Source organism: Bradyrhizobium agreste (genome assembly GCF_016031625.1).
Classification (GTDB): Bacteria; Pseudomonadota; Alphaproteobacteria; order Rhizobiales; family Xanthobacteraceae; genus Bradyrhizobium; species Bradyrhizobium agreste.
Window position 1 is genome coordinate 1 of the sequence record NZ_JACCHP010000002.1, and the last position, 25,697, is coordinate 25,697.

General features: G+C 65.5%; 33 protein-coding genes and 1 pseudogene. 11 read left to right on the forward strand and 23 right to left on the reverse strand.

Annotated features, from left to right (window positions below; all coding sequences use genetic code 11):
* The 3 genes and pseudogenes from HZZ13_RS02575 to HZZ13_RS02585 form a co-directional block, all read right to left on the reverse strand.
* Positions 1-347: pseudogene (locus HZZ13_RS02575) on the reverse strand (cell envelope biogenesis protein TolA); the annotation flags it as partial.
* A gap of 45 nt (positions 348-392) precedes the next feature.
* Entirely contained in the window at positions 393-797 is a 405-nt protein-coding gene (locus HZZ13_RS02580; protein ID WP_197958115.1) for a VOC family protein, read from the reverse strand.
* Between the two features lie 183 nt (positions 798-980).
* Entirely contained in the window at positions 981-1,445 is a 465-nt protein-coding gene (locus HZZ13_RS02585) for a pyridoxamine 5'-phosphate oxidase family protein (protein WP_197958116.1), read from the reverse strand.
* A 52-nt stretch (positions 1,446-1,497) separates the two neighbouring features.
* Between HZZ13_RS02585 and HZZ13_RS02590 the strand changes: the two genes are divergently transcribed.
* Complete coding sequence (locus tag HZZ13_RS02590) at positions 1,498-1,818, forward strand: zinc ribbon domain-containing protein YjdM (RefSeq protein ID WP_283817110.1); 321 nt, start codon at positions 1,498-1,500, stop codon at positions 1,816-1,818.
* Between the two features lie 89 nt (positions 1,819-1,907).
* Here the strand turns inward: HZZ13_RS02590 and HZZ13_RS02595 are convergent, their stop codons facing one another.
* Both HZZ13_RS02595 and HZZ13_RS02600 read right to left on the reverse strand, forming a co-directional pair.
* Entirely contained in the window at positions 1,908-2,159 is a 252-nt protein-coding gene (locus HZZ13_RS02595) for a hypothetical protein (RefSeq protein WP_197958117.1), read from the reverse strand.
* Between the two features lie 171 nt (positions 2,160-2,330).
* Positions 2,331-2,534 (reverse strand): hypothetical protein, encoded by a 204-nt coding sequence (locus tag HZZ13_RS02600; protein WP_197958118.1) that lies wholly within the window; start codon positions 2,532-2,534, stop codon positions 2,331-2,333.
* Positions 2,535-2,773: 239 nt separating this feature from the next.
* Between HZZ13_RS02600 and HZZ13_RS02605 the strand changes: the two genes are divergently transcribed.
* On the forward strand, positions 2,774-4,072 hold the full coding sequence (locus HZZ13_RS02605) for a M15 family metallopeptidase domain-containing protein (protein ID WP_197958119.1): 1,299 nt from the start codon (positions 2,774-2,776) through the stop codon (positions 4,070-4,072).
* 4 nt (positions 4,073-4,076) lie between these two features.
* Here HZZ13_RS02605 and pdxY read toward each other — a convergent pair whose 3' ends face one another.
* Positions 4,077-4,895 (reverse strand): pyridoxal kinase, encoded by an 819-nt coding sequence (gene pdxY, locus HZZ13_RS02610; protein ID WP_197958120.1) that lies wholly within the window; start codon positions 4,893-4,895, stop codon positions 4,077-4,079.
* A 123-nt stretch (positions 4,896-5,018) separates the two neighbouring features.
* On the opposite strand from pdxY, the gene HZZ13_RS02615 reads away from it, so the two are divergent.
* Positions 5,019-5,363: a DMT family transporter gene (locus HZZ13_RS02615; protein ID WP_025035970.1), complete on the forward strand. Its 345-nt coding sequence runs from the start codon at positions 5,019-5,021 to the stop codon at positions 5,361-5,363.
* A gap of 42 nt (positions 5,364-5,405) precedes the next feature.
* Here the strand turns inward: HZZ13_RS02615 and HZZ13_RS02620 are convergent, their stop codons facing one another.
* The 4 genes from HZZ13_RS02620 to HZZ13_RS02635 form a co-directional block, all read right to left on the reverse strand.
* Complete coding sequence (locus HZZ13_RS02620; RefSeq protein WP_197954815.1) at positions 5,406-5,612, reverse strand: hypothetical protein; 207 nt, start codon at positions 5,610-5,612, stop codon at positions 5,406-5,408.
* A gap of 129 nt (positions 5,613-5,741) precedes the next feature.
* The gene (locus HZZ13_RS02625) at positions 5,742-6,023 is read right to left on the reverse strand and encodes a hypothetical protein (RefSeq protein WP_197958121.1); all 282 of its coding nucleotides are present in this window, start codon (positions 6,021-6,023) and stop codon (positions 5,742-5,744) included.
* A 170-nt stretch (positions 6,024-6,193) separates the two neighbouring features.
* Positions 6,194-7,252 carry an SH3 domain-containing protein gene (locus HZZ13_RS02630; protein WP_197958122.1) on the reverse strand — a complete coding sequence of 353 codons (1,059 nt, stop codon included), beginning with the start codon at positions 7,250-7,252 and terminating at the stop codon, positions 6,194-6,196.
* Positions 7,253-7,404: 152 nt separating this feature from the next.
* Positions 7,405-9,327 (reverse strand): FAD-binding monooxygenase, encoded by a 1,923-nt coding sequence (locus tag HZZ13_RS02635; RefSeq protein ID WP_197958123.1) that lies wholly within the window; start codon positions 9,325-9,327, stop codon positions 7,405-7,407.
* Between the two features lie 102 nt (positions 9,328-9,429).
* Here HZZ13_RS02635 and HZZ13_RS02640 point away from each other — a divergent pair, with 102 nt between their 5' ends.
* Together HZZ13_RS02640 and HZZ13_RS02645 are read left to right on the forward strand one after the other, a co-directional pair.
* On the forward strand, positions 9,430-9,894 hold the full coding sequence (locus HZZ13_RS02640) for a MarR family winged helix-turn-helix transcriptional regulator (protein WP_197958124.1): 465 nt from the start codon (positions 9,430-9,432) through the stop codon (positions 9,892-9,894).
* A 117-nt stretch (positions 9,895-10,011) separates the two neighbouring features.
* Complete coding sequence (locus HZZ13_RS02645; protein ID WP_197958125.1) at positions 10,012-10,446, forward strand: COG4315 family predicted lipoprotein; 435 nt, start codon at positions 10,012-10,014, stop codon at positions 10,444-10,446.
* 10 nt (positions 10,447-10,456) lie between these two features.
* Here HZZ13_RS02645 and HZZ13_RS02650 read toward each other — a convergent pair whose 3' ends face one another.
* The 3 genes from HZZ13_RS02650 to HZZ13_RS02660 form a co-directional block, all read right to left on the reverse strand.
* Complete coding sequence (locus HZZ13_RS02650) at positions 10,457-10,639, reverse strand: hypothetical protein (RefSeq protein WP_197958126.1); 183 nt, start codon at positions 10,637-10,639, stop codon at positions 10,457-10,459.
* 16 nt (positions 10,640-10,655) lie between these two features.
* Entirely contained in the window at positions 10,656-11,639 is a 984-nt protein-coding gene (locus HZZ13_RS02655) for a hypothetical protein (RefSeq protein ID WP_197958127.1), read from the reverse strand.
* 102 nt (positions 11,640-11,741) lie between these two features.
* Entirely contained in the window at positions 11,742-12,338 is a 597-nt protein-coding gene (locus HZZ13_RS02660) for a L,D-transpeptidase (protein WP_197958128.1), read from the reverse strand.
* Positions 12,339-12,679: 341 nt separating this feature from the next.
* Between HZZ13_RS02660 and HZZ13_RS02665 the strand changes: the two genes are divergently transcribed.
* Together HZZ13_RS02665 and HZZ13_RS02670 are read left to right on the forward strand one after the other, a co-directional pair.
* Complete coding sequence (locus tag HZZ13_RS02665; protein WP_197958129.1) at positions 12,680-13,750, forward strand: hypothetical protein; 1,071 nt, start codon at positions 12,680-12,682, stop codon at positions 13,748-13,750.
* A gap of 490 nt (positions 13,751-14,240) precedes the next feature.
* On the forward strand, positions 14,241-14,471 hold the full coding sequence (locus tag HZZ13_RS02670; RefSeq protein WP_025035960.1) for a DUF6894 family protein: 231 nt from the start codon (positions 14,241-14,243) through the stop codon (positions 14,469-14,471).
* On the opposite strand, the gene HZZ13_RS02675 is transcribed toward HZZ13_RS02670, so the two are convergent.
* The gene (locus HZZ13_RS02675; RefSeq protein ID WP_197958130.1) at positions 14,468-15,250 is read right to left on the reverse strand and encodes an SDR family NAD(P)-dependent oxidoreductase; all 783 of its coding nucleotides are present in this window, start codon (positions 15,248-15,250) and stop codon (positions 14,468-14,470) included. The genes HZZ13_RS02670 and HZZ13_RS02675 overlap by 4 nt on opposite strands.
* 127 nt (positions 15,251-15,377) lie before the next feature.
* Here HZZ13_RS02675 and HZZ13_RS02680 point away from each other — a divergent pair, with 127 nt between their 5' ends.
* Together HZZ13_RS02680 and HZZ13_RS02685 are read left to right on the forward strand one after the other, a co-directional pair.
* Positions 15,378-15,770, forward strand: a complete 393-nt coding sequence (locus HZZ13_RS02680; RefSeq protein WP_197958131.1) for a hypothetical protein — start codon at positions 15,378-15,380, stop codon at positions 15,768-15,770.
* A gap of 114 nt (positions 15,771-15,884) precedes the next feature.
* Positions 15,885-16,133, forward strand: a complete 249-nt coding sequence (locus tag HZZ13_RS02685) for a hypothetical protein (protein WP_197958503.1) — start codon at positions 15,885-15,887, stop codon at positions 16,131-16,133.
* Positions 16,134-16,154: 21 nt separating this feature from the next.
* Here HZZ13_RS02685 and HZZ13_RS02690 read toward each other — a convergent pair whose 3' ends face one another.
* The 7 genes from HZZ13_RS02690 to HZZ13_RS02720 all read right to left on the reverse strand — a co-directional run bounded on the left by HZZ13_RS02690 (position 16,155) and on the right by HZZ13_RS02720 (position 21,082).
* Entirely contained in the window at positions 16,155-16,340 is a 186-nt protein-coding gene (locus HZZ13_RS02690) for a hypothetical protein (RefSeq protein WP_197958132.1), read from the reverse strand.
* A 162-nt stretch (positions 16,341-16,502) separates the two neighbouring features.
* A complete protein-coding gene (minE, locus tag HZZ13_RS02695) occupies positions 16,503-16,784 on the reverse strand; it encodes a cell division topological specificity factor MinE (protein ID WP_035703963.1) in 282 nt (93 codons plus the stop codon).
* Positions 16,781-17,596 carry a septum site-determining protein MinD gene (minD, locus tag HZZ13_RS02700; RefSeq protein WP_036000262.1) on the reverse strand — a complete coding sequence of 272 codons (816 nt, stop codon included), beginning with the start codon at positions 17,594-17,596 and terminating at the stop codon, positions 16,781-16,783. Before minD ends, minE begins: the two co-directional genes overlap by 4 nt.
* A gap of 21 nt (positions 17,597-17,617) precedes the next feature.
* Positions 17,618-18,316: a septum site-determining protein MinC gene (gene minC, locus HZZ13_RS02705; protein WP_197958133.1), complete on the reverse strand. Its 699-nt coding sequence runs from the start codon at positions 18,314-18,316 to the stop codon at positions 17,618-17,620.
* A gap of 278 nt (positions 18,317-18,594) precedes the next feature.
* Positions 18,595-19,686, reverse strand: a complete 1,092-nt coding sequence (locus tag HZZ13_RS02710) for a TRAP transporter substrate-binding protein (protein ID WP_197958134.1) — start codon at positions 19,684-19,686, stop codon at positions 18,595-18,597.
* Between the two features lie 121 nt (positions 19,687-19,807).
* On the reverse strand, positions 19,808-20,065 hold the full coding sequence (locus tag HZZ13_RS02715) for a hypothetical protein (protein WP_024338019.1): 258 nt from the start codon (positions 20,063-20,065) through the stop codon (positions 19,808-19,810).
* Positions 20,066-20,131: 66 nt separating this feature from the next.
* On the reverse strand, positions 20,132-21,082 hold the full coding sequence (locus HZZ13_RS02720) for a DUF2778 domain-containing protein (RefSeq protein WP_246504298.1): 951 nt from the start codon (positions 21,080-21,082) through the stop codon (positions 20,132-20,134).
* Between the two features lie 193 nt (positions 21,083-21,275).
* Here HZZ13_RS02720 and HZZ13_RS02725 point away from each other — a divergent pair, with 193 nt between their 5' ends.
* Positions 21,276-21,716 carry a DUF1810 domain-containing protein gene (locus tag HZZ13_RS02725; protein ID WP_197958136.1) on the forward strand — a complete coding sequence of 147 codons (441 nt, stop codon included), beginning with the start codon at positions 21,276-21,278 and terminating at the stop codon, positions 21,714-21,716.
* An 89-nt stretch (positions 21,717-21,805) separates the two neighbouring features.
* Positions 21,806-23,887: a methyl-accepting chemotaxis protein gene (locus HZZ13_RS02730; RefSeq protein ID WP_197958137.1), complete on the forward strand. Its 2,082-nt coding sequence runs from the start codon at positions 21,806-21,808 to the stop codon at positions 23,885-23,887.
* Between the two features lie 7 nt (positions 23,888-23,894).
* Here the strand turns inward: HZZ13_RS02730 and HZZ13_RS02735 are convergent, their stop codons facing one another.
* Together HZZ13_RS02735 and HZZ13_RS02740 are read right to left on the reverse strand one after the other, a co-directional pair.
* Positions 23,895-24,485 (reverse strand): NADPH-dependent FMN reductase, encoded by a 591-nt coding sequence (locus tag HZZ13_RS02735; protein WP_197958504.1) that lies wholly within the window; start codon positions 24,483-24,485, stop codon positions 23,895-23,897.
* A 49-nt stretch (positions 24,486-24,534) separates the two neighbouring features.
* Complete coding sequence (locus HZZ13_RS02740) at positions 24,535-25,482, reverse strand: AraC family transcriptional regulator (protein WP_197958138.1); 948 nt, start codon at positions 25,480-25,482, stop codon at positions 24,535-24,537.
* Positions 25,483-25,697 lie beyond the last annotated feature (215 nt).

Genomic DNA, 25,697 nt, shown 5'->3' on the forward strand with positions numbered 1-25,697 from the left:
CTTGCTTTCCGCTCCGCCTTCGCAGGACGCTTCTGCGATCCCGATTTGCTCTTCGACTTTCTCCCGGCCCTCGCCTCGCCCTCGCCGAGCTCGGTCGGCAGCTCCGCGCTCTCGGTGAACGGGCCGTCCGAGCCGACCGGGCGCCTGAGCACCACGCCCGGCTTCGCCATGGTCGCGGCCACGACATCAGGGTCGTCGGTCTCCTTGGCAACGCCCTGATGGAACAGATTGGAGCTGGCGCCCCAGGCGGCCAGCGCCGCCTTCATCGAGGGCGCGGCAATCGCCTGATCGTAGAAGCCGAGCGAGGTCTGGAAGGTCTTCAGTTTTCTTTTCAGTTGTTTTGCCATCTCGCCCCGATTGTAGCTCGCCGCTCGCCAGCGATGTAGCCCGGACTAAGCGCTTCCCAGCAGCGCGTCATAGCCTTGCGCGCTGAACGCCAGCAGACAGAAGCCGTGCCCGAACGGATCGGCCAGCATCGCGATCCGCCCATAGGGCGCATCGCGCGCGCTTGCCTCGAGGATCGCACCGGCCGCGAGCGCGCGCGCGACGGCTGCATCGACATCGTCGACGACGACGTCGATATGCACCGGCGTCCAGTGCCGCTCATAGCGGCGCAGGTCGCCGCCGGCGCCGATCGTGCCGGCTTGCTTGGTCAGGAGATAGACCGGCGCCGGCCAGCCGTTGAGCTCGACGAAGTCGGCGCCGAAGCGGCGGCCGACCGTCAGCCCAAAGGCTTCGGTGTAGAACACCGTGGCTTTCGCCACGTCGGGAACGTCGATGTTGAGGAGGAAGCTCATGAGGGGCTCGCCGCAAGTTGCGGACCGAGCGTAGCCCGGATGGAGCGGAAGCGTAATCCGGGATGGTGCCGCACCCGACGTCCCCGACAGCGTTCCACGATGGCATCATGCCATTGTTTTGCCTGACGGGTCAAATCCTGTTCGGCATTACCGAAGCCAAGAAAAACGTCAGCTTGATTTGCGTCAAGAAGCTCCTGAGCACGTCACAAGGTCGGTGTGGCCGAATCCCTTGGAATAATCGAGCAGCGAGATCACCGTCGGCGTGAGACGGATCAGCCGCACCTCGGATGGCTTCGGCATGGGCAGGCCGGCAGCCTTCTGCTCGGGATAGCGCGCCATCAGCAGCGCGATCGCCTTCCCGGCTTCGGCCGGATCGGTCACGGCCACAGCCCGCGCCGCCATGGACAGGCCGGTGATCTCCATCACTTGCGCCGGATCGTCATCGATCGCCAGCGACACACGATCGTCCCGCGCGATGTTCTGCGCCTTCTGGCTGTCGGGGCCGCACAGGAAGTAGATCGTGAAGCCTTCGTTGGCATAGCCGACTGTCGTCACCTGCGGCCAGCCATCGGCGCGAAGCGTCGCGATCCGCATCGTGCGGTGCTGGTCCAGCAAGGTCTGGATTTTTCGTCTGAGTGTGTCGTCCATCGCTGCCTCCATTCCTGAAGACACGATACGACCCTCGCGCGCAGTGCCGTTGATGCAGCTCAACGCGCGCCGGCGACAGAAGGCGTCCTTCGGTGATATCGCACCGGCAGGTAACGCTTGGCCCGCGCCGTTCGCAGCTTTTCCTTGCTTTCCTGCGAGCGCGCGCGATGCCAACGGCAACGTGCTCGCCGACGGCGACAGCGTCATCGTGATCAAGGATCTCAAGATCAAGGGCTCGTCCTCGGTCGTTAAGGGCGGCACCAAGGTGCGCAACATCCGCCTGCAGGACGCCAGCGACGGTCACAACATCGCCTGCAAGATCGATGGCATCGGCGCCATGAATCTGAAGTCGGAGTTCGTGAAGAAGGCTTAAGCTCGCGTCAGTTCCGCCGCCACGACGTCGACAGTCACGCGCGGCGGTGGATCCCGCTTCTGCGCGGAACCCACCTGCCCGCGGCAAGCCTAGCGGGATGCGCCCGTGGTCACGTCCGCGGTCTTCACCTTGCGCGGGCTGAGCACCCTCGTCTGGTGGACCGAGGCGATCGTGGTGGGCGCTGCGACCTGCTGCTCGACATGCGCGGCACCGAGCACGCGCACCTGCAGCGGGGAAACCGGGAGACCGTTGGCCTCATAGGTCGGCAGCTCGGCGGCGAAAGCCGCGGTACCGCCCGCGATCGTCAGGATGGCGGCGATCGACAAGGTCTTCTTGTTCATTGGTGATGCTCCAAGGTTTGAGAGTCGGAGCCTATTTAGGCGCATTTTGCTGCAGCGCGACATGCGCCACCGCATTGCAACATCGCGCGCGGTGCATGACGATATGCCTAATGCGTACAAGGATTTGGGCGAATCACGCCGGCTGCGACGCGGCGCCCCTGTGGGAGGTGCTCAGCCACCGAGCACGTTGCCCCAGCCATCGAAGAGATAAGTCTTCCAGGCAACGGTTCCATCCGCGCGGGGCCGGCTGGCGCGCCGGTAATCATCGGCCTGATCGGCGGTCCAGGTAATGATCGTGTCCGAAACACGATCATGCAGGATGGCGGGCTCGGTGGGGTCGAAGGCGTCCATGGGACGAAGCGAGGGGTGCGTCATGGCGCCTCCAACGCACCAGCCGCAACAAAGTTGCGGCAACGCCGAATGGAACCAGGCGTTGCACCTCGGCCACAGTCGCCCCGAAAAGCCCGCGCACCCCGATTTGCGCCATTGCGCCGCCACACGGCGGCCCGAACAATCGACCTGCTGCGTGCCTTTCCGTGCTGTTCTCGTCAGACTGTTTGCATCACCACTGTTCGGGCAGGATCGTTCGAGCAGACCGTTTGGAGGCAGGGATCATGAACGATCGGCGGTCTCTTCTGGTGGCGGTAGCGTGTCCCTCGGCGGTTGTCGCCGGCTGGCTGGCATTGTCTCTCTCCGCCTATGCGCCTGCGCTGATCGAGAACAGCGGTGCCAATGCAGCCGCGATCTCGCGTGCCAAGGATCTCTCCCGCATCGACCTTGCCGACGTGCCGAGCGCTGCGACCATCGAGGATGGCCTCGCCTTGACCGCCGACATCGCGGCCGCGGTCGCTGCGGCCCCTGCCGCGCCAGCAGAGGCGACGCCGGAGGAGCCCGCCTCCACCATCAAGCTTGCCTCGGCCGACCCGGTGCTGATCCTGCCGGCGGAAGCCGTGCCGGCGCCGCCGATCTTCCCTGAACCGGAGCCTGTCGTCAGCGAGGTCGTCCCCGCCCCTGCGCCCGAGCCCGTCAAGCTCGCATCCGCCGATCCCACCGAGATCGTGACGACGGACGCATTGTCCCCCGCGGCGATCGCGAGCGGCCCCGCCGCGCCTGCGAGCAAGGCCTCTCCGCCTGCCGACACCGTCGCCGTGCTCGACGAATGCTTCGTCGTGGAGACCTGTATCGACCGCTATCTCTGGGCACTCTACCAGCGCACTGCCAAGGAAGACACGATCAAGGTGCAGGAGCGGCGCGCCGTCACCGTCAAGCGCAAGGGCAAGACCGTCACGGTGATGCGCAGCTTCACCAAGCTGGTCGATCAGGACTTCACCTGGAAGGATCCGAAGGCAGCCGAACGCGCCGGCATGTCGATGATGGACTACGTCATCGGCGGCATGGACAAGAGCTTCAAGCAGAAGCTGTTCCGCATGATGCTCGCGGCCGAAGCCGCCGGCCTGTCGCCGGGCATCACCAGCGCGTTCCGCGACGACTATCGCCAGTCGATCGCGAGCGGCCTGAAGGCCGCCTCCAACCGCTCCTATCACGGCGGCAGCACGCGCGGCGGCTACGGCCACGGCATGGCCGCCGACATCGTCAGCACGCAAGGCAACAACCGGGCACAGCGCTGGGTCTCGACCGAGATCCTGTGGAAGTGGGTCGATGCCAACGGCAAGTCGTTCGGCATCGGCCGACCCTATCTCGACCGGGATCCGCCGCATGTCGGCCCGATCGACGGGGCGGAATATATCGCGAAGCGCGGCACCTCCGACCGCAAGGACGTTGCCGGCGCCAAGCCGAAGAAGCCGCGGGCCATCGCGAGCGCCAAGCCGCCGAAGGCCCACGCCGCGCGCGAGCAGAAGGGCCCGGCCAAGCCGCAGAAGTCGGCACAATCGGCCGGCAAGCGCGCGACCTGACGGCTTACCGCTTGCGCTCCGCCGTCGGCAGCGGCACCAGCCGCATCTCGGCGGAGCCGGCGTCCTGCGTGCGCACCAGCACGGCAAAGACCGTGTCGACCGCGCGGCGCACGGCCAAGTCCATCGCTTCGCCCTTGGCCAGATGCGCCGCGATCAGCCCGGTGAGGAGATCGCCGGTGCCGTAGGGGCGGATCGGCAGGCGCGGCGTCGCAAAGCGCGACAATCGCCCGTCGGCGCACAGGATCGTCTCCACCTGCCCCGCCGCCGTGTCAGCGAGGGTGCAGCCAGTGGCGACGATGTCGGTGCGGCCTGCCCCTGCCAGCACCGCACAGGCCGCGCTGAGGCTCTCGGTGTCCGCGATTGCGGCTCCAGAGAGCAGCTCGAGCTCGAACTGGTTCGGCGTCGTCAGGTTCGCTGCCGGCAGCAGCCGGTGGCGGACCACGTCCAAAATGCCGTCCGCAACATAGACGCGGCCGTCGTCACCGATCACGGGATCGCAGAGATAGACCAGCTTCGCATTCCGCGTGCGCGCCCGCTCGACGAAATCGGCGATGACAGCGGCATTGCCGGGCGAGCCGAGATAGCCGGTGACGAGCACTGCGGCCTCGTCGACGAGGCCCCGCTCCTCGACGCCCCTCAGGAGATCGGCGACGAGCTCGGTCTCCAGCACCCGTCCGCGCAGGCTCGGATAGCGCGGATGGTTGGACAGCAGCGTCGTCGGCACCGCCGCGACGTTCACGCCCTCCGCCTGCATGGCATAGGCAGCCGCGCTGTTGCCGACATGGCCGTGGACCACCTGGCTCTGGATGGAGATGACGAGCATGAAAGAGGTCCGTAGAGTCAAACGTCGGGCGACGCAAGCGCTGCGTCCTGTCGCGGACTCGTCATTCCGGCGTGATATTTCCGCTCGCACGTCAGCCATCGTCGGCCCGGACACAGCCTCCGCATGACCTCTGCCTTCAATGCCTACACGGCCCTCGCCCTCGCCATCGTGTTCGAGGTCACCGCATCGGCGTTCCTACAGCAGTCCGCGCAGTTCACCCGGCCCTGGCCGACGCTGGCGATGGTGCTGTTCTACGTTGCCTCGTTCTACGCGCTCTCGGTGGCGATTCGGGTGATCCCGTTGAGCATCGCCTATGCGATCTGGGGCGGGGTCGGCATCATCCTGACCGCCACCGTCTCGTTCGTGTTGTTCCGTCAGATTCTGGACGCCGCTGCATTCGTCGGCATCGCGCTGATCGTGTCAGGGGTGGTGATCATCAACCTGTTCTCGGAGACCACGGTGCGTTGATGCGCGCGATACCGGCTCTGAAGGTCAGGTTGCGCTCCACCATCACGCTGCGGACAGCTGATCGAGTTCCGACGGCGCGTAGGCCTTGCCATCCTGATCGGTGATCACGACCCGCCACCCCTCGCTCGCCCACACTTTCGCCTTCGCCACAATGAGCAACCGGCTCTCGCGGGCGAAACTGTACTTTTCGTTGTCGCGTTCTGCGACCATCTTGTAGGCCAATTCGCATCCCCTTGCGTCGCCCTGCACCCGGCCTTCTCGTGGCAGCGGGCTTTGGCGGCAATTCGCCGGGAGCGTGGCAATTTGATGCCGTCCACGAGGGCGGTGGCCGGCTCCGTGCCGCCGCTACACAGCCGATCTCGTGACCTCGGATCGGCGCTAGTGTACGCGGATGATATGTGGGCGGCCGAGATTGATCAGGCCCTGCACCGCCGAGAGGCGGTCATTGAGGGCTGCGATGGTGAGCAGCAGATTGTTGCGACGCTCGTCCAGCATACCCATTTCGGCGCCCGAGAGCTTGGTGCTCGCCCGCTCCTTGTGGATCTCTTCGAGGGATTCGCGCAGTCCGGCAATCAGGCCGGCCAGCTGCTTGGCCTCCTTGGTCATCGACCGCTTCGCGACATTTTGCTGACGGCGCGTCTCCGCTTGGCTCTGTCTCATCGTCATCCTCCGGTGCCCCGCTGCCCCGAGTGGATGCTTACATCTTTGAGTAGAGATATTACGATCGACGAAATCTGCCCGCGAAGAACCTTCTTAAATTGTACGCGCACGGAACCCGGATCAAATCAGCAGAAAGCCCGGCGCGAAGGCCGGGCTTTCGTTAGGCAGCGCTAGTGCTTCTCGTGACCGCCGCCGGGGCCACCAGCCGGGCCACCGCCGCCTCGTGGCGCAGCATTGATGTGCGGCGCGCCGCCACCACCGCCGTGCGGCATTGCAGGCGCCGCCGCGCGCGGTGCCGGCATCTGCGCATGGGCATTCATCGGCGCACCGTGACTCACATTCGGCTGCGCGACATGAGGCGTCGCGGGCCGAGCGGCCGGCGCGGCCGACACGCGTGGCGCTTCGTGCGCACGCGCCATCGGCTGGGCACGCACCGCAGCGCGGCTCGCGGCCTGTTCGTGCATCATGCGGGCCTGAGCATCGCGCGGATTGCGAGTCTGCACATTGGCCGGCTCATGCGCGGGGCGCTCGCTCCGTCCGGCACGCGTCCGGTCGGCGGTAATGGCGGCGTCGCGATTCGTGATCGCAGCGTCGCGTTTCGTGATCGCCGCATCACGCGTCGTGATCGCAGCGCCGCGCCTTGCGATTGCAGCGTCGCGGGTGGCAATCGCAGCATCGTGCCGCGAGGTCATGGCGTCGCGTCCCGAGATCGCGGCGGCGCCCTTGCCACGCACGCCTTCGCGTTCCAGCGCGATTGTAGCGTCACGCGTCGCTGCACGGCCGATACGGGCTGCGCCCGGGTCGATGGTCATCCGCGTCGCGAAGCGCTGATGCGAGGTCCAGTAATCATTCCAATAGGCGTGGCGGTGGTACCAGGGCCGTCCCGCATAATAGCTCGACCAGTACGAGGTCAGCACGAACGGGACAACCGGCACATCGATCACATCGACATAGTCGGGCAGATAGACGTAGTGATTGCGGTAGAGATATTCGAGATATTGCGACGACACCCAGCCGCGATCGTCGGAGAAGCTCACGTCGCACCAGGCCTTGCCGCGCAGGCAGCCATGGATGTTGACGCGCGCACCTCCGGGGATGCGGTCGACCAGGGGGAAGCCCGTGCCCGGCCCGGCCCGCAGGCCGGTCGAGACGGTGACGATTCCCGGCGCGGCCAGCGCGGCCGTCGGGACGAGCAGCAATGCGGCAACCAGAACGCTTCTGAATTTCATGGCGTGTTCCTCCTCTTGCGAGACGGAACGCGCAGGCGGAACGAGCGTTCCGCCCGTCATCACCGCATCCCTCGAAAGATTGAGATCGCGCACGCGCGAAGTTCAATATTCATCCATCGTTCATCCGCACGGCGCGCGCGGCGCTTTCGGCGTCAGTCCACCGGCAGCATGAAGGTGTCGAAGAACGCGGCGAGCCCGGCAAAATCGTCGATCGGCAGCACGGCCGCGACATACTGGTCGGGCCGCACCACGACCATGCAGCCGGCCGCCCGATCGATGCCGCGCATCGCGAACACGTCGTGGCCGCTCTTGATATCCGGGCAGAACATCTTCTCGTAGTCGTGCAAGCCGTAACGGCCTTTGCTCGGGAGCAACATCGGCGGCATCGCCTCGATGGCGAGCTCGCGGTGGTCCTGCTGAAACACCGCGCGCAGATCGATCACGCTGTCGATGTCGGCGCCGACAGGCGTATATCGACGGATGGGTGATTTCCGGGACTCCGCGAGGAAATTGCACAAGGCACGAATGGCCGAGCCCGACGCTGCGGGGTTCTCGGCCGGCGAGAACGCGTAGATGCGGAATCGGCCGTCGGCCTGCGCCGCGTGGCCGAGATGCACCGGCTTGGCGTCCGCCAGCCGGATCACCGGCGCGGAATGGAAGCGCTTGCCGATGATGAGGCCCTGCGCGAGGTGCTGATGCGTGGCCGCGCCGGTGAGCAGCGATGGCCTGTAATGCGTTGCCGTGCCCGCGGTATAGCGCCCGTGCCGGACGAAATAGTCCTGCGTCTTGGCCGCATCGGCGCCGCCCGCCTTGGCGGCGGAGGCGAGAATACCCGCCCATTCACGATCGAAATCGATCAGCTCCTTCGCAACTGCCTGCCGTTCGGCCGAGTAGGAATGCAAGAGGTTTGGTGCACATTGCCTCCGCAGCACGGCGGCGAGCTTCCAGCCGAGATTGAAGGCATCCTGCATCGACACGTTCATGCCCTGCCCCGCCTTCGGGCTGTGGGTGTGGCAGGCATCACCGGCGATGAAGATGCGCGGCAGGCGCGTATCGATCTCGCCCTCCGGCACGTCGTCGAACTTGTCGGTGAGGCGCTGGCCGATCTCGTAGACCGACCACCAGGCGATCTCCTTCACCTCGAGCCGATGCGGCTTCAGGATCCGCTGCGCTTTCGCAATCACGTCGTCGGCGGTGATGTTGCGATTGGCAACGCGTTCGCCGATATCGAGCTTGGCGAGTTCGACATAGATGCGGACCATGTAGCCGCCTTCGCGCGGAATGATCAGCAGGCTGCCGTCCCTGGCCGACTGGATCAGCGACTTGAAACGGATGTCGGGAAAATCGGTCACTGCCAACACGTCCATCACGCCCCAGGCGTGGTTGGCGGAATCCCCGTGCAGCTCGCGCCCGATTGATTTGCGCACCGTGCTGCGGGCGCCGTCGCAGCCGACGACGTAGCGGGCCTTGATCGTCTCGATCCTGCCCTCGTTCGCGGCATCGACGCGTTCGAGGCGCACGGTCACCGCATGATCGTCGGCACCGGCGGCCGGATCGACATTCAGATCAAGAACGCGTCGGCTGTAATACGGCGCGAGCTTCGCTGGCGATTTGCGCATGACGTCGAGAAAGCAATCATGCACGCGCGCCTGGTTCAGGATGACGTGCGGGAATTCCGACAGCCCGTCCTCGACGTCCTGCACCCGGCCGCTGCGAACGATCTTCTCCGGTGCCCCTTCATCCGGCTTCCAGAACGTGGTCTCGTTGACCCAGTAGGCCTCCTTCAGCACACGCTCGCTGAAGCCATAGGCGTGGAACATCTCCATGGTGCGGCAGGCGATGCCATCGGCCTGACCGACCAGGAGGCGGTCCGGCTTCTGCTCGGCGATGCAGGTCTTGATGTCAGGAAATTGCGCGAGCTGGGCGGCGAGCGTCAGGCCGGCCGGCCCGCAGCCGACGATGAGGACATCGACCTCGCCAGGGACGGCGCCCGCCGCTCCCGATTCCGCAACGCGCGCGGCAGGATCGGCGATTTCAGGGTCGCCCGGCTGGAATCCATTGAGATGGAATTGCATGAGCGCCTCTCCCGCCAAATTCTGCCTGGATATTGATCAGTATGCTGACGATCAGTATACTTGTCAATGATCCGCACCGCCCCTGCCCCAGAGGAGATTTCGGTGAAAGACAACAACGACATGCCCGGGCATCTGGCGCGCCGCTTCCAGCAGATCGCGGTCGCGGTGTTCCTGGCCGAGGTCGAGGACGCCGGCTTCGATCTCACGCCGGTGCAATACGCCGCGCTTGCGACCATCAAGGCCAATCCGGGGCTGGACCAGGTGACGCTCGCCGGATTGATCGCCTACGACCGCACCACCATCACCGGCGTGATCGATCGCCTCGTGCAGAAGGGCCTCGCGGAGCGTCGCCCATCCAACCGCGACCGCCGCGCACGCGAGCTCGAGATCACCGACGAGGGCCGGCGCACGCTGCGCAAGATCACTCCGGTCGTCGAATCCGCGCAGCGCATCATCCTGCGCGGCCTCAGCGCGAAAGAGAGCGAGGAGCTGATGCGGCTGCTGCGCAAGGCCATCGCTGCCGGCAATGAGCTGAGCCGCGCCCCGCTGCGCGATGCGCAGGCCTGATCTCCTACCATGTCCGTAATTGTCGCAGCGCACGAAACCAGGAACTAACCTTCGGCTGCTAACGTCGGCGCGCATTGGGCGCTTAACGCGCGATTAACTTTGCGGGCGGAGTTTCGGATGTTCAGGTTCCTCGTTGTGGCCGCGGCCATCACGCTCTCGACCGGCCACGCGCTCGCCAACGGCCATGGCGGCGGCGATGCCCCGCCTCCGCCGAAGCCCGAGGCGACGACCGCGCCGGCGAAGGTGGTCCTGACCAAGCAGGGTCCCAAGCTCGTCGATCTCAAGGGCATGACGCTCTACTATTACGAGCGCGACACCACCGGAAAGACGTCGAACTGCAACGGCAAGTGCACCGAGAGCTGGGTGCCGCTCGCTGCGACCGCGGACGCCAAGGCCGTCGGCGATTTCACCGTGATCAGCCGCAACGACGGCAGCAAGATGTGGGCCTACCGTTATCGCCCGCTCTACACCTCGCCCGCCGACAAGGCGCCGGGCGACGCCAACGGCAACGCCACGACGCTGCAATGGCGGGTCGCCCGGCCTGAGAACTAGAGCAAGAAGATCACCGATTGCCTCGATCGCCCGGACCGGAAAGTTCGGTCGAGACGGGCCTGAAAGCCGGCATGTTCGCGCTCGGCTGAAGCGGCTTGAGCTCCGCATTCACGACCACGGGTCCGGTCGTGAACCAGAGCGCCGCCACGGCCGCGATCGCCAATCCCGCGCCAAGCGCCGCCAGCTCTTTCATGGTTCGGTCCCTGCGATCAATTGTTGAGGATAACGCCGTGCTGGTGCCTCGACGGATGATCGGCACCGACCAGCGCACTTGGATCGGTTGCGATCACGGCTTCCGGCAATGGCATCGGCTCAAGGCCGGCGAAGCGACGGTAGAGCGCGCCCATCACGGCTCCGGAAAAGGCCGCCGGCACCACGAGAAAGACAAGCAGCGGCACCGCAATGGCAAGCAGCAGCGCGCAGCCGAACGCCGCAACCCCGCCAAGTTCCGCATATTCCCACGCGTTGCTGCGCCTCATGGCTCGCGCCACGTGGTGAACGCAGAGCATGAAGATGCTTGACGGAATGACCGAGATCACCATCATGACCATGAAGGTCTGCGCCGGGATCACCGCGGCGAAGATATGCGCGGTGCTCTTGTCCGCAAAGCCGTTCATCAGCAGCGGTAGCAGCGTATAGGGCAGCAGAGTTGCAAGCACCGTCGGTATCAGTGCTGCGATGACGACGCCCGCAAACGACGTCCGGACGCGGACGGGCCCATTGAACACCAGCGGCGACTTCGCTGGCGCAGCGGCAGCGGAAGCTTCCGTGGCTGCCTGCGCAACCATGCTTAGCCCGGCGAACTGGCTGTAGAGAAATCCACCAATCATTCCCGCGATGGTCGGCAACAAGCCGATGGTCACCACCGTACCGTCGCCAGGCGCCGCAAGCTGGATGTGATTGCGGATCGCAATGCCGTAGCTCACCGCCGCCATGACGCCACCCATCAGGCCATAGGCAAACCGGCTCGATATCGCCCACTGCCGCAGCACGGTGTGACCGGCGAACAGGAGGGCCGCGTTCATCGCCATGCGACCGGCATAGATCACCAGGATCTGGTCCGGTGCCGGCACACCGACCGGATCGGTCACCTGCCCGCCTGCGAGGGCGAAGACCAGCAGCACGGCTTCGACGATGGCCAGCGGAATCAGCGCTGCAGACAGCGCGCGCGGCGAATTCTTCACGAGATACATGCGAGCAACCCCTTGCTCGCTGCACGCTAAACGCGAGGCGTTACGGCGCGCGCAAGACAATGGCTAAAATTGTCGACAAGCCGCGCCTCTTGCTCCGAACGACTACCCCCGCCAGCGCCCACCCGCCTCCGCCTGCGCGCTCTGCCCCGGCGGCAGCACCACGACCGTCGAATTGAGCTTCACCCGGTCGTAGAGATCGATGACGTCCTCATTGCGCATCCGGATGCAGCCGGACGAGATCGCCTGCCCGATATATTCAGGCTGGTTGGTGCCGTGGATGCGGTAGAGCGTGTCTTTGTTGCCGACATAGAGATAGATGCCCCGCGCGCCCAGCGGATTGGCAGGGCCGCCGGGAACGCGCGCCGGATAGGGGCCGAGCCGCGCCTGGATATCCGCGGTCGGAATCCAGTCCGGCCATTCCGCCAAGCGGCCGACCCGCGCGACGCCGGAGAACGCCATGGCTTCCTCGCCGACCGCAACGCCGTAGCGGATCGCCTTGCCCTCGGGCAGCACGTAATAGAGGTAGCGCGCGTCGGTATCGACCAGGATCGTGCCCGGCTGCTCCTTGCGGTGGTAATCGACGATGTGACGCAGATATTGCTCGGGCACGTTCGCCTTCGCGTAAGGCGCGTGCGCGAGCAACTGACGGTCGCGCGGCGTCATGCTCGCATCCGTCGATGGCGAAAGTGTCGTCTGCATGCAGCCGCCCAGCGGCAGCAGGGCTGCGACGAACAAAACGAGTAGAGATCTTGGCACCGCCGGCCCCCCGATAGCGGAATAACGACGCCCCCAGCGTCGCCAGATATTGCCAAAATCGTGCTGAAAACAAGGCGGTGCGGAACACATGCGCGTGTTCGGCAAATCGGGTTCCATCACCACAAACGGCGGAAGACTGTCGCATCATCTCCATCCCCTCGCCTTGCTTTGGTCAAACCCGACTGGACTCGTGCTGCGTGAGGAACGGCATGGGCTCACCTCGGATCAGCCCCGCGCCAATGCGGATCAATTAACCTCGCTCACTGGGCTTCAAAGGAGCTGCGATGCTCGCGACGCTGAACGCCAAGCAAATCGTCGATGAGATCGTGAAGGACACGGTCAAGGACAACGATCCGCACGACGCGATCCAGATCTCGCCCGAGATCGTGCGGGCCTCCCGCCCCGCCAGCGTACCGCCTGCGCTGGCGCCGGAGATTGCGCCGCGTCCGGAGCCCAAGTTTGCCCCGGAACCCAAGTTCGCCCCGGAGCCCAAGGTCGCGCCGAAGTTCACGCTGGAGCCGGCGCGCGCGCCCGAGCCCACCATCAACGTCGTCTACGGAAAATCCGCCGCAACACCGTCGATCGACACGGCTGTCCGCGTCACGTCCAGCGATGGTCCTGTGATGAAGAAGCGGTCCACGGTCGGCAAGTGGCTGCGCGGCGCGTTCGTCACGTTCTTGCTTGCCGGCGCCGGCGTGGCCGCCAGCATCGCCTGGGAGAAGCACGGCGACACGGCAAAGCAGTTGCTGGCCGAATGGACGCCGGCGCTGACCTCGCTGCTCCCGGCGACCTCGTTGCTGTCCGCAACACCGCAGCAAAGCGCGCCGGTCGGCGCCGTCCAGGCTGCGGCGCCGGCAGCGGAAGCCACACCCAACCAAACGGCAGATCAAGCTGCTGCGCCGCCCGCGGCTCAGCTTGCTGCGGCCGCGCCTGCGGCAACCGAGCCCGTCGACGCGGCGCAGTCGGTGCAATCGATGACACGCGATCTCGCCGCCATGGCGCAGCAGATCGAGCAACTCAAGGCCAATATCGCCGAGTTGAAGGCGGGACAGGAGCAGATGGCGCGCGAGATGGCGAAGTCCCCTGCACCGAAGCCGGTCACCGAAGCGCGGCCGCCGATCGATCCGCACGCACGCGCTGCTGCACTGCCGCCGCAGCCTGCGGCGCCGCCGGTTCGCAAGCCCAAGCCGCCTGTAACGCGGACCTACATGCCGGCCTCTTCGCCCGCGCCGCTCGCACCTCCACCGCCATCGCAGGCCGCCGCCGCGCCGCCGGCAGCTGCGCCGGCCACGACGACGCAAGCCGTTGCCGATGACGACGGACCTATCGTGCGTCCGCCGATGCCGCTGCGTTAGAGCATGATCCGGACCCGAAGGGCCGCGTTAGCGCAAAGTGCTTAGCGGTTTTCCGAAAAGACCACGCTCAAACAATAACCTAAAGCGCGATGACGATTCATCCCAATCGCATCGCGCTTTAGAGCAACGCCGCAGCCTCGCTGTCACGCGCTCACGCACGCTGTCCGAGTCGATGTGAAGCGTTAACCCCGGGCGATTACGGTCAGCGAGCTCTCCTCGCTCAAGAGAAAAGGCCGTCGGGATCTATGCCGCCGGCCTTCTCTTGCAGCTGCCGGTTCCCGGAGCCCGGTTCTGCTGCAATTCCATGCCTTTAATGATCGCCAAGCATATTTAATAAAGTCTTAACGAGCCCGCACATTGCACATCATTTCTGCGCCATAAGCCCAGAGATTGCGCGCTCTGTTCATTCGATAGATGTCGACTCAGTGGTACCATCCGACACGTGTTGAGACTTGCACTGAAGCTCAGATCGTCACACCGGGGAATTCGGATGCCCTACTACTATTTCGATCTCGTGGTTGGTGAAGAGTTCAAGAACCAGGGTGGAATCATCCTTGAAGACATCGAGGTTGCCTCCGATCGCGCCGATCAATTGGCTTGCGAGCTGTCGCAGGTGAAGCCGGAGCTGCAGCAGAAGGGTTGCGCGGTGCGCGTCACCGATCGCGATCACAACGAGCTCTATCGCACGCCGCTCGATCCGGTGCCGGCCTGGCAGCGCTAATCCAGCACCGGCGCCTCGAACCAGTTCGTCAGCGATAATCCGCCGTCAACGACGAAGGCTGCGCCGGTGACGTAAGCGGACAGCTTGTTCGAGAGCACCGTGAGCGCCATCGGTGCGAGGTCCTTGGCCTCGCCGAGGCGCCCGAGCGGAATGTGCCGCGCCAGCGCGGGATCAGCGACGAACCCGCCGGCTGCGATCGCGCCGGGCACCAGCGCGTTGACGCGGATGTCGTAACGTCCGAGCGTCTTGGCCAGCTCCTTCACCAGCATCGCCATCGCCGCCTTTGCCGTCGAGTAATGCGGCAGGTTGCGCGGCGTGCCCGCATGCAGCGAGGTCAAGAACAGGAATGAGCCCGGCCGCTTCGCCGCGATCAGCCGCTTTGCGAGCTCGCGCGCCAGGTGAAAGCCGGCATCGAGATTGACGGCATGCATCTCCTGCCAGGTCTTGCGATCGACCGCGAGCACGTGATCAGCCTCCCGCCGCGGCGGCGAGGCGCTGTGGACGAAATGCGTGACCTCGCCCAGCGCAGAACGTGCCGATGTCAGCAGCTCATCGCAGGCCTCGAGGCTGGCGAGATCGCCGACCCAGGGCACGGCGAGACCAGGCCTTTCGCTCGCGCCGATCGCGGCACGCACCCGCTCCGCGCTGACATCCGCGAACACGGTGCGGACGCCCTCGCCGACCAGGCCGAGCGCGATCGCGCGGCCGATGCCGTTGCCCGCGCCGGTGACGAGCGCGGTGTCGCGTGCGGGATCGAACGGCGTGCTGAACAGGCTCATGTTGCGCTCCAATGCTGGGGAGCGCAGGTTAGCCCACTCCGTCGATCGGCGACAATTGCGTCCCGGTCCCATTGCCGAGGGGCGCGCCGGACGCTAGCCTCTCAGGAAAACGGAGGAGGTCTCAAGGATGCGCACCGGTTTTCTGATGACGGGCCTGTTGCTGCTGGCCGCGCCGGCCCTTGCGGGCGATGCGCCGCCGCGGGCGACCTATGTGACGATGGTGTTGCAGGCCTTCGCCGCCAAGGTCGAGTGCCCCAACACCGATCTCGTCTATCAGGATCTCGTGCAGAGGGCGCAGCAGATGCAGCTACCCGACGGCACCACCGAGAAAGTGCGCAAGGCGATCGCCTGGATGCACACCGGCGGCAAGATGGGCGAGAAGCAGGACGATGATCTGATGGCGGAGGTCGCGGTTGCGACCCAGGCGACCGATATGGATCAGCGCCGCCTCGGCATGCCTGGCTGGTGCGAAGCCCAGAAGACCAATCTCGCCGGCCTGATCCGCAGCAAGGGCGGCTAAGCGCACTTGCGTCGCCGCGTTAAGCACGCCGCGATGGAACCTCTGCCGCGGCCCAAAATCGTCACAATCCTCGAAAGCATGCGGCCTCTTTCCGAATTCGAACAGGAGGTCCTCATGCGGAATATCCATTTCGTTTTCGCCGGCGCGATTGCGGCCGCCGGGGTGCTGACTGCGCCCGCACTGGCGAGAAATTCTGACGCCCCGAAGAACGCGGAAAAGTCCATCTCGCCGTCCTGCAGTGCCTATCAGCAGGCGCCGGACGGCACGTGGGAACCGCTACCTTGCAAGGAATCGGGCGAGCGCGCGCAGCCGCAGACACAGAACCGCACGTCCTCGCAAGGCGCCGATCGCGGCGAGCGTTGAGGACGCTTGCGCTTTCGAATGTCAGCTCTGATGCGGGCCGCGCATGATCTTCATGGCGTCCACGATGTGACGCCATTCCCTCGCCTCTTCGGCGTCGCCGCGGCCCTCGCAGGCCTGGGCCTGCTCCGCGGCCTTCGCGATCGCAGCAAAGCCGTGCTGTTCGAGCATCTGCCGGGCAAGTGTATGGACCTGGACCTCGGACATCATGGGCGCTCTCCCGTCTGACCAGCCGCGGTACAACGTTGCCGCGGGTGGTTCACAACGGTCGAGGCGCGGGGCGCGTTCCGTCGATGTCAGTTCAAAGACAAAGGCGGACCGCCATGCCCGGCGGACCGCCTTCTCACCCACCCGAGGCTGCGGTTGCGCCCCCTACGCGACCGCCACCTTCTTGCGCTCGAAATCGTTGGGCACCTCGATATCGACCTCGAGGGTCGAGACCTCGTCGCCGCGCTCGAGCCGGACGATGACTTTGGTCGGGTCCAGCGTCACATGCTTGGACACGACAGCGAGAATTTCCTCACGCAGCACACCGAGCAGATCGGGCTGGCCGCGCATGCCGCGTTCATGAGCAAGCAGGATCTGCAGCCGTTCGCGCGCGACGGGTGCCGAGGCCTTCTTGCCGCGGAGGAGTCGAAGCAGACCCATGCTCATGCAGCCCTCCGTCGCAGCAGGCGGTCCATAAATCCTCTGCGCTCGGCAGGAACGTGCATCGTCACGTTCTCGCCGCAGAGGCGCTTGGCCGCGTCCATATAGGCTCGTGCCGGCGCTCCATCGGCATTCGACAGAGTCACAGGCGTGCCGACATTGGAGGCCTTCAATACGTCCTGGCTCTCGGGAATGATGCCGAGCAAGGGCGTTGCGAGGATCTCGAGGATGTCGTCGATGGTCAGCATCTCGCCGCGCGCGGCGCGCGAGGGATCGTAGCGGGTGATGAGAATATGCTTCTCGACGCGCTCGCCCTTCTCGGCCCGCACCGTCTTGGAATCGAGCATGCCGATGATGCGGTCGGAATCCCGCACCGAGGAGACTTCCGGATTGGTGACGATCACGGCCTCGTCGGCGAAGCGCATGGCCATGGAGGCGCCGCGCTCGATGCCGGCCGGGCTGTCGCAGATCACCCAGTCGAAGCGGCTGCGCAACTCGGTGATCACCTTGCCGACGCCCTCCTCCGTCAGTGCGTCCTTGTCGCGGGTTTGGGAAGCCGGCAGCAGCCAGAGATTCTCCAGCCGTTTGTCCTTGATCAGGGCCTGCGGCAGCTTTGCGACGCCCTGCACCACGTTGATGAGGTCGAACACGACGCGGCGCTCGGCGCCCATCACGAGGTCGAGGTTGCGCAGGCCGACGTCGAAATCGACGACGACCACCTTGTCGCCGCGTTGCGCGAGCGCCGCTCCCAGCGCGGCGGTGGTCGTGGTCTTGCCGACCCCGCCCTTGCCTGATGTCACGACCAGTACCTTACTCATCTGAAGTGTCTCCTTTGCTGGTCAGTTCAGTGCTGTAATTCGCATGGTATTCCCCTGCAGCCAGGCCTGCGCCGGCTTGCCGCGCAGGGCCTCGTCGATATCGTCGGCAGTCTGATAAAACCCGTCGATTGCAAGCAGTTCGGCTTCGATCTTCTGGCAATAGATGCGCGCGCTGGTGTGTCCGTTCACGCCCGCCATGGCGCGGCCGCGCAGCGCGCCGTAGACATGGATGGAGCCGCCGGCGACGATTTCGGCGCCGGAGCCGACCGAGCCGAGAATGGTGACGTCGCCCTCCGGGAAGATCACGGTCTGGCCCGAGCGCACGGGGCTCTCGAGCAGCAGCGACGTCGGCTTGGTCTCGGCCTTCACGTCGGCCTTCTTCGGCGCGCTCGGCTCGACCACGCAGCTGCGTCCGCCCGACAGCAGCGGCGGCATCAACGGCGTCAGCCGCCCCTCGTCGACGCCTTCGATGCCGAGCACGCGGATGTTGCGGTCCTGCAGGCTGGTGAGCAGATGGCCGATGCCGGCCTGGCTGAGGTCGACCGAGGACAGATCGATGACGACGGGCCGGCCGGCGAAGAAGCCGGGCGAGCGCGCAATCGTGGCGTCGATCTCATGCAGCCAGTCCTGGACCGGAACCGTCGGCGTGAACACGAAAGCCACATAGGAGCGCCCGCGCAGGCGCACCATTTGACGTTGGACCTTTGCTGCAGCCTCCATGGCGGCCGACTCGTTCCCCGTTATTGAATGGTTAACGATGCGACCGATATGGTTAATGGCTGGTTAATTCTCCGTGGGGTTACGTGAGATGGGCTCCTCCGCCCCAGCGTGTCCCGGACAAGCAGCAACGCAGAAGCGTTGCTGCGCCGAGCCGGGACCCAGAGCGGACACGGTACGGGTGGGCCCCGGCTCAGCAGCACACCGTCGAACCGGACGATGCTTCCCATCGCCGGGGAGACGCTGCGCTGCGTCCGGGGCACGAGAGTGCAAGACGTCACTCAGCTCTTGTTGCGCATCTTGCCGAGCAGATAATTATCGTAAAAATTCTCCGCGATCTGCGTGTAGAACAGCAGCTCCTTCATATACGCGTCGTGGCTCTCCTTGGTCCGCTTGAACAGATCGCTCTTTGCGGCGAGCTCATTCAGATGGTCCTGCGTCGCGGTGTAGCAGGCCTCCAGCACCGGTTGCGGGAATGCCTTCAGCTCCGCGCCGCCTGCGATCAGGCGCTTGAGCGCCGCCGGATTCACACTGTCGTATTTTTCGAGCATCCAGGCGCCGGCCGCCGCGCCCGCCTGGTTGACGATCGCCTGGTATTGCTTGGGCAGCGAAGCCCATTTCTCGTCGTTGACGATCATGTGCAGCATGGCGCCGCCTTCCCACCAGCCGGGGAAGTAATAGTACTTGGCGACCTTGTGGAAACCGAGCTTCTCGTCGTCATAGGGACCGACGAACTCGGCGGCATCGATCGAGCCCTTCTCGAGAGCCGGATACACATCGCCACCGGCGATCTGTTGCGGCACGACGCCGAGCCTTGCCAGCACATGGCCGCCCATGCCGGCGATGCGGAATTTGAGACCCTTGAGGTCGTCGACGTTCTTGATCTCCTTGCGGAACCAGCCGCCCATCTGGGTGCCGGAATTGCCGCAGAGGATGGCGTGCGCCTTGAACGGCTTGAGCGCCTCGTTGGTGAGGTCGGCGCCGCCGCCGAAATGCCACCACGATTCCTGGTGGCGATGGTTCATGCCGAACGGCGCACCGGTGGCATAGGCCAGCGCCGGCTCCTTGCCGATGTAGAAATAGAGCGGGGTCTGCGCCATCTCCACCGATGCGGTGCTGACCGCATCGAGCGCCTGCAGGCCCGGAACGATCTCGCCGGCGGCAAACGTCTGGATCTGGAATTTGTTGTCGGTCGCCTCAGCAACATATTTCGCAAAGGTCTGCGCCGTGCCGTAGATGGTGTCGAGCGACTTCGGGAAACTCGAGGTCAGGCGCCATTTGATCTCGGGCGCGCTCTGCGCGATCGCAGGTGCAGCAACCAGCGTCGTCGCGCCGGCAAGCGCGCCGCCCTTCAAGAATGTACGGCGTTTCATGATGAGGACTCTCCCTTGAAGTAAGTTTCAAACATGCGGCGGCGCGGCATCGGTCTTCGCGGACCGTTTGCCCGTTCCCAAAGCGGAGTTCAAGTTGCGACGGAACGGCTTGTCGCCCGTTTCAAAGCAGCTTGGCGCTGACGAACAGCGCGCGCACGGCGTTGGTTGCCTGCACCGCCAGCATGGCGTTACCGGCGGCGCCTTCCAGGGCCGCGACGGCGTCCTCGTGCAGCGAGCGAAATTCCATCCACTCGACCGACTTGAAGTTGGTGAGGAATTGATAGGCCTGGCCGACGGTCGCGATCGCCAGCGTGTCGCCGTTCAGCTTGATCTTGAACGTCGTGCGCAGCGGGGTTTCGGAACTGGATGGATCACTCATGGGCTGCTTCTGGACGAGGACGGCTTAACGAAGGGGAAACGGCAGCCCCGCCGTCGCAGGCGAGTTTCAGGAATCGGTGCTCGCGCGCTGCGAGGCGGTCGCCGCTCCGCGCAGGCTCGGCACCACGACCAGGCGGTTGAACTCGCCATTGTCGTAGGCTTTCAGGAAGCGATCATAGTCTTTGATCGAGACGCAGCCGTTGGAATCGCCGCGCGGTCCGAGCATGTAATTATGAGTGAGCAGACCGACCCGGCCGAGCGCGCTGGTGCCATCGGTCGGCGTCATGCGCAGTGCCCGGACGCCGTGGAACGGCTTCTCGCGCGGCTTGAGGTCGTAGGTTGCCGGCGGCGTCGCACCGACCATGCGCTGGCCGACATGTTCAGGATCGTCCATCAGCGCGCCCATGCCGGAATGGGCCTCCAGCGCCACGCCGCTCGGCAGGTAGACCGCCTTGGCCGAGATGTCGTAGACCGCCGTGCGCGAATCGTAGCCGAGTGCGGCGAGATCCGGCGCCTTGCCGAACAGGCCGTCGCCGGGCGTCAGCGATGCCAGCCTGATCTTGTCGGTGAACTTCTCGAAGAAGTTGCGGTTGTCGACCTTGGGATTGGTCTCCGCATAGGCCTGGCTGGAGGCGATCTGAGCGGAGAAGTCCGCCTGGACCGGACGCGCGCGCGGCATCGGGATGGCGTCGGCGCGCTGCGAGGGCCTCGCCTCCTCGGCCGCGGACCGGTCGTCCTCGGTCAGGATCGCGCGCCAGTCGTCGCCCTGGAGCTTCTGGGCGAGCATCGCCTTGGCGTCCTGCAGCTTGAGCTGCACCGCATTCATCGCCGAGCGCTCCAGCACCCGCAGGCCGAGCTCGCGGGGCGACGGGCCAGCCGAGGCCGAGCCGAAACGGTCCTCGAATGAGGGGGCATTGGCCGGCGGCAACGCGGCGGAGACCAGCGGCGTCGAATCGTTGATATCGGCGACCCACGCAGCGGCGCCGAGCGCCAGCGCGATCGCAGCCACAGTCAGCAGAATCGCTTCGGCCCGCCCGACACGGCGGCGCGACAACAGCCTCTCGGCGTGTGCTGCGTCGGAAACCATCAGATCCCCAAATCGACCCCCGGGGGACCCAACCCCCACCCGGAGAGACTCTATACCAGCTACCACATTGGGAGCCAAAAGTTAGGCATAATCGCGGCCGGTCAGACACCTCCGGGGGTATCCAATGAACGATACTTTCGACCTAGAACGGTTCGTCCAGGCCCAAAACCCGGTTTTTCGCGACGTCCAGGAGGAGCTGGCACGGGGCCGGAAGCAGACTCACTGGATGTGGTTCATCTTCCCCCAGATCGCAGGTCTCGGCGTCAGCGCCATGTCCCAGCGCTACGCCATCGGCTCCCGCGCCGAGGCGGAGGCCTATCTCGCCCACCCCATCCTGGGCGGGCGGCTGATCGAATGCACCAGGCTGGTGCTCGCGGTCGAGGGCCGGACCATCGACGCGATCCTCGGCGCGCCGGATGACGCCAAATTCCGCTCGTCGATGACGCTGTTCGGCGCGGTCTCCGACGAGACCGTCTTCGATCAGGCGCTCGCCCGATATTTCGCAGGCGAGCCTGACCGCCGCACGCTGGAGATCCTGGCGAAGCTCGGACGGACATCCGCCTGAGCCGGCCGGCCAAGCAGCGTAAACCGCAGATTAATACGGCCACCCTATCGTCCGAGCAAAATAGTTCTCCGTTATTTGCCGGACAGATCATGAAAATCGGTACGCTCCTGACCAGCGCCATCGTCTCGCTCTCGGCCGTCGGCGGCGGCCTCGCCGTCTACGTCGCCGCGACGAAATACCAGACCATGGAGCGGATCACCGAGGCGCAGGGGCGGCTCGCGATCGTCCGCGCGGTCAGCGACATCCCGCGCTATCTCAACCCGGAGCGCGGCTTTTCCACCAACATCCTCTACGGGCCTGCGGCCATCGACCCTGCGCTGCTGGCCGAGCAGGACAAGCTGCGCAAGCAGACCGACGGCGCCCGCGACAAGATGAACGCGCTGCGCAAGGAGCTGCCCGGCCCGTTCGACGACGGCACCACGATCGGCAGCAACATCGACGGGATCAACGCGAAGTTCACTGCCTTGCGCGAAGCCATCGACAAGGCGCTGGCGGGTCCGGCCGATGCGCGCAAGGACGCCGCCAAGAAGATCGTCGCCGACAATGCCGTGCTCAACGGCGGCGTGACCGCGCTGCTCAACGAGCAGGTCCGCCGCATGGCGATCCTCAACGGTGACGCCTACCGGCAGGCCAGCTACGCCAATGTCGCGATGACGCTGCGCGACGTCGGCGGCTTCAACTCCAGCCTGCACAAGAACCTCGTCGGCGGCAAGAAGCCGGCGACCGATGCCGAGAAGGCCGACATCGGCCGCTCGCAGGGCCGCAACGACCAGCTCGTGATGGCGCTGCTGGAACTGCGCGGCAATCCGGCGACGCCCGCCAATGTTGCCGCGGCGCTGGAGAAGTTTAATTCGGTCTATGTCGAGGAGTTCGGCCGCGAGCTCAAGCTGGCGAAGGACGGCGCCGTTACCGGCAACTACGAGCACGACGTGGACACCTACTATGCCGCCACACAGCGCGGCCTCGGCACCATCATCGAGGTCCGTGACGCCTTCTACGACAACGCGGAACAGATCCTCGCCGGCGCCTCCTCCGCTGCGCGCACCAGCTTCAGGATCGCGCTCCTCGGCCTTGTCGCCGTGCTGATTGCCAGCGCCGGTCTCATCGTGACGGTTCGCCGCCGCGTCTGCGCGCCGATCCTCAGCCTGACGACGCGGATGTCGCGGCTCGCCGACGGCGAGGTTGCGGAAGAGATTCCGGGCGCCGCGCGCTCCGACGAGATCGGCGCGATGGCCGCGGCCGTTCAGGTCTTCAAGGACAACATGATCCGGGCCGATCGGCTCGCGGCCGAGAAGCAGGCCGAGAACGACGGCAAGATGCGCCGCGCCCAGGCGCTCGACGATCTCACCCGTGCCTTCGAGGCCAAGGTGACCGAGCTGGTCGGCGGCCTGTCGCGGGCCTCGGCGGCGATGGAAAGCACCGCGCAGTCGATGACCTCGACGGCGGCGCAGACCAACAGCCAGGCCGCCGTGGTTGCCGCCGCCTCCGAGCAGACCTCGACCAACGTGCAGACGGTCGCGAGCGCCACCGAAGAGCTGACCTCCTCGATCGCGGAGATCGGGCGTCAGGTCGCCCAAAGCACCGAGATCGCGGCCCGCGCCGTCGACAATGCCCGCCGCACCGGCGACACGGCACGCACGCTCGCCGAGGGCGCGCAGAAGATCGGCGACGTCGTGACGCTGATCCAGAGCATCGCCGAGCAGACCAACCTGCTGGCACTGAACGCGACCATCGAGGCCGCCCGCGCGGGCGAGGCGGGCCGCGGCTTTGCCGTGGTCGCCTCCGAAGTGAAGTCGCTGGCCGGCCAGACCGCCAAGGCCACGACCGAGATCTCCGAGCAGATCACCGCGATCCAGACCGCGAGCGACGAGACGGTGGCGGCGATCCGCAACGTCGCCGACGTCATCGCCGAGATCGACCAGATCGGCACCGCGATCGCGGCGGCGATCGAGGAGCAGGGCTCGGCGACCAAGGAGATCGCCCGCAGCGTTCAGGAGGCTGCCCGCGGCACCCAGGAGGTCAACAGCAACATTTCCGGCGTGCAGCGTGCCGCCGACGACACCGGCGCCGCCGCGAGAGAGGTGCTGGGCGCGGCCGAGCAGCTCTCGACCCAGTCGCGCGATCTCGCCGGCCAGTTCGAGCGCTTCCTCGGCGAGGTCCGGGCGGCGTAGCGCGACGTCAATACGGGGGCGCCTTGCGCGCCCGCTGTGCTTTCGCCGCCTCGATCCACCAGGTCAGATCGTCGGCGAAGCGCGGGAACGAGCGCTCCAAGGCCTTGCCGCCGTCGCCGATCGGTTCGCCCGCTTCCGACAACGTCTGCGCGATCGGGCCGACGCCGATGGTGCTCGACACCACCACCATGCCCATCTCAGAGAGCGTGCCGTGCCAGGCGGTCGCCGCGCGTGCGCCGGACAGCCGGCCGGCCGAATAGCTCACGATCGCCGCCGGGCGCCAGAACCATTCCTCCAGGAAATGGTCGGTGAGGTTCTTCAGGCCGGGCTGCATGCCCCAATTGTACTCCCCGGTGACGAACACGAATCCGTCGGCGCCGCGGATCTGCCCGGCCAGCTTCTCCAGCGCCTCCGGCGCCGAGCCCTTGGGATATTCCTTGTACATGCGGTCCAGCATCGGCAGCCCGATCGCCTTTGCGTCGATGAATTCGACGTCCTCGCCGCGGCCGCGCAGCCGGTTTATGACGAAATTCGCAAGGCGGATGCCCATGCGGTCGGAACGGTAGGAACCGTAGAGAACGAGAATGCGATTGCTCATGCCCGGACGTAGCACGAAACCGGCGTCCAGCCCTACTCGATTCGTCACACTACCTTTCGCGACCGCGGTCCAGCGTTTGCGACGGCGTCTCGCCGAACTGGTCGCGGTAGCTTCTGGAGAAATCGCTGAGATGCCAGAAGCCATACGCCAGCGCGACCGCCTTGACGCTATCGGCGCCGGCAAGAAGGCGCCGGCGCACCAGCCACAGCCTGCGCAGACGCAAATAGCGGTGCAGGCTCGTGCCGCAATAGCGGCGAACGATATCGTGCATGGTGCGGACGGACAGCCCGAGCTTGCGCGCGATCTCATCGCTGTAAATCGGCTCCGAGAGGTCGTCAGACAGCAGCGCGCGGATGTCCTGGAATATCTTGAAATTCCGTCCGTCGTTGGGAGCCAGGGTCCAGCGGGCCGAAACGATCGTCGCCAAGGCCTCGTCGACGGCGCCGAGCAGGGACTCCTTCATCGCCGCGCCCTTCAATGTTAGCTCCGGCGCCTCGACCGGGCTGGACGCCTCGGCCAGCACCTCGCGGACCACGCCGCGCAACCGCTGCAAGCCGGCCGTGGAGATTTCAAAGATCTTGAAGCTCGAGAGCGTGGTCGGCCAGCCACGATCCCTCACCTCCGGCCGGAAAACCACCGAGGCGAATTGCCGCTGCACCTCCTCAATGCTGGTGTAGGCCGCGCCGCCGCTGCCAATGACCACGACCGGTCGCGCCCGTTGCGAGCCATTGAAGCGAATGGGCACGTCGAGATCGTCCATCGTGAAGCCGATCGCCGTGCAATTCTCCACGAGTTGTGCGTCAACCACCCGTGGAAACGCGCGCGTTAGATTCACGTCGCAGCCGGGCAGCGACAGGATCGTCTGCTCGGCCGAAATCTTGCGCACGAAAGGCGTGAATTCGAAATTCAGCCCACGTATGGCGCTTCGAAATTCGTCGACGTCTGAAAAGCGAAATGTTTTGAGTGCCGATCTCGGCACATCGTCAATGCTGTTCATGAAAACAATAAATGCCGCGCCGCTCTGGATATGCGTCCGGCCGCGGGTGCCGGTTCGCTTCCTCCCTCGGTTATTTCGTTAGAATCGATCCTGACGTTTCCTGATTAATTGGATAGAGGTCGATTGAAAGGACAACCCGGGACAACCCGGCCTCGCCGAATTTCGATAGCGTTTTCCACAAAGCCCGCGGTGCTAATACCCCCGCATTTAATTCT